Below are 3,149 nucleotides of genomic sequence, written 5' to 3' on the forward strand. Positions count from 1 at the left end.
AAAAAATATATAGAAAGTACAAGTCGAAAGACATTGTAAGCACATAAGCAAAATAAGGGCGTATGGGGAATGCCTAGGCTCTCAGAGGCGATGAAGGACGTGATAAGCTGCGAAAAGCTACGGGGATCGGCACACACGAATTGATCCGTAGATATCCGAATGGGGCAACCCAGCATGTTGAAGACATGTTATCCGATAAGGAGGCGAACCTGCTGAACTGAAACATCTAAGTAGGCAGAGGAGAAGAAAACAAAAGTGATTCCGCTAGTAGTGGCGAGCGAACGCGGAATAGCCCAAACCAATGTTGTTACGGCAATATTGGGGTTGTAGGACCACGACATTTCTTGCGGATTGAATTAGAATAACCTGGAAAGGTTAACCATAGAGGGTGATAGTCCCGTATAAGTAAGAGAAGATAAGAATAGTGGTATCCTGAGTAGGTCGGGGCACGTGAAACCCTGATTGAATCTGGCGGGACCATCCGCTAAGGCTAAATACTCCTGAGAGACCGATAGTGAACCAGTACCGTGAGGGAAAGGTGAAAAGAACCGTGAATAACGGAGTGAAATAGATCCTGAAACCATACGCCTACAAGCGGTCGGAGCTTCTTTGTGAAGTGACGGCGTGCCTTTTGCATAATGAGCCTACGAGTTACCGTTGCTGGCAAGGATAAGGACTTCAGGTCTGGATCCGTAGCGAAAGCGAGTCTTAATAGGGCGCTTTAGTCAGTAGTGGTAGACGCGAAACCGTGTGATCTACCCATGGGCAGGTTGAAGTTTAGGTAACACTAAATGGAGGACCGAACCGATAAACGCTGAAAAGTTTTCGGATGACCTGTGGGTAGGGGTGAAAGGCCAATCAAACTCGGAAATAGCTCGTACTCCCCGAAATGCATTTAGGTGCAGCGATAATCATAGTTACTTAGAGGTAGAGCTACTGATTGGATGCGGGGGCTTCACCGCCTACCAATTCCTGACAAACTCCGAATGCTAAGTAATGTTTATTATCAGTGAGGGCATGGGTGCTAAGGTCCATGTCCGAGAGGGAAAGAACCCAGACCATCAGCTAAGGTCCCCAAATATATGCTAAGTTGAAAAAACGCGGTTTGATTGCCCAGACAGCTAGGATGTTGGCTTGGAAGCAGCCATTCATTTAAAGAGTGCGTAACAGCTCACTAGTCGAGCGATCGAGCATGGATAATAATCGGGCATAAGCATATTACCGAAGCTATGGATTTATACGTAAGTATGAGTGGTAGGGGAGCATTCTAACGGGGCTGAAGGTGATCTGTGAGGATTGCTGGACCTTTTAGAAAAGAAAATGTAGGCATAAGTAACGATAAGGGGTGCGAGAAACACCCCCGCCGTAAGACTAAGGTTTCCTCAGCTATGCTAATCAGCTGAGGGTTAGTCGGGACCTAAGGCACACCCGAAGGGGGACGTCGATGGCCAACGGGTTAATATTCCCGTACTACTTATAACAGTGATGGAGTGACACAGTGATGAAAGCACCGCGAACTGACGGAATAGTTCGTTGAAGCACGTACCTATAGGTCTGATAGTAAAATGCGTCGGACTTGGAGAAATGCGATAGTACTCGGAGTCTACGGACAAAGAGATAGTGTGCCTAAGGGCTGTCAAGAAAAGCTTCTAAACTTAGGTTATAAGTACCCGTACCGTAAACCGACACAGGTAGTCGAGGAGAGTATCCTAAGGCGCTCGAGAGATTCATGGCTAAGGAACTAGGCAAAATAGACCTGTAACTTCGGGAGAAAGGTCGCCAGCGCAAGCTGGCCGCAGTGAAGAGGTCCAGGCGACTGTTTATCAAAAACATAGGGCTCTGCAAAATCGTAAGATGAAGTATAGGGCCTGACACCTGCCCGGTGCTGGAAGGTTAAGAGGAGATGTTATTCGCAAGAAGAAGCATTGAATTGAAGCCCCAGTAAACGGCGGCCGTAACTATAACGGTCCTAAGGTAGCGAAATTCCTTGTCGGGTAAGTTCCGACCTGCACGAATGGTGCAACGATCTGGACACTGTCTCAGCCATGAGCTCGGTGAAATTGAAGTATCGGTGAAGATGCCGATTACCCGCAGTGGGACGAAAAGACCCTGTGCACCTTTACTATAGCTTAATATTGTTCTTGGATAAGTGATGTGTAGGATAGGTGGGAGACTTTGAAGTGGCGTCGCTAGGCGTTGTGGAGTCATTGTTGAAATACCACCCTTTGCTTATTTGAGATCTAACTCCCAATGCGGGAGGACATTGTTTGGTGGGTAGTTTGACTGGGGTGGTCGCCTCCAAAAGAGTAACGGAGGCTTCTAAAGGTTCCCTCAGCACGCTTGGTAACCGTGCGTAGAGTGCAATGGTATAAGGGAGCTTGACTGAGAGACTAACAAGTCGATCAGGTACGAAAGTAGAGCATAGTGATCCGGTGGTTCCGCATGGAAGGGCCATCGCTCAAAGGATAAAAGGTACGCCGGGGATAACAGGCTGATCTCCCCCAAGAGCTCATATCGACGGGGGGGTTTGGCACCTCGATGTCGGCTCGTCACATCCTGGGGCTGGAGAAGGTCCCAAGGGTTGGGCTGTTCGCCCATTAAAGTGGCACGCGAGCTGGGTTCAGAACGTCGTGAGACAGTTCGGTCTCTATCTACTGTGGGCGTTAGAAATTTGAGTGGATCTGATTCTAGTACGAGAGGACCGATTTGGACCAACCTCTAGTGTATCTGTTGTCTCGCCAGGGGCACCGCAGAGTAGCTACGTTGGGAAGGGATAAGCGCTGAAAGCATATAAGTGCGAAACCCACCACAAGATGAGATTTCTTTAAAGGGCCGTGGGAGATTACCACGTTGATAGGCTATAGATGTAAAGGCAGTAATGTCAGAGTCGAGTAGTACTAATAGCCCATAAGCTTATGTGTATTCTCTCCCTATAGCAATATAGGGAGAGGGCAACTTTCTAATAAAGATTTAGATAGCTGTATAAAGTAATAAAGTTAAGTAACTTAATATAAAGATATTAGTTATCCTAAAGTGATGACAACCGATTTAGGGTGGTTATTGCAGCGGGGCTCACCTCTTCCCATTTCGAACAGAGAAGTTAAGCCCGCTTGCGCAGATGGTACTGCTAACCAGTGGGAGAGTATGAC

At 47.5% G+C, this 3,149-nt stretch carries 2 rRNA genes; both read left to right on the plus strand.

Features of this window, described 5'->3' with window-relative positions:
• The first annotated feature begins 41 nt into the window (after positions 1–41).
• Positions 42–2,921 (plus strand): 23S ribosomal RNA (locus tag ACYSNX_RS12940).
• A 128-nt stretch (positions 2,922–3,049) separates the two neighbouring features.
• Positions 3,050–3,149 (plus strand): 5S ribosomal RNA (gene rrf, locus ACYSNX_RS12945); the annotation flags it as partial.

The organism is Myroides sp. LJL115 (assembly GCF_054871665.1).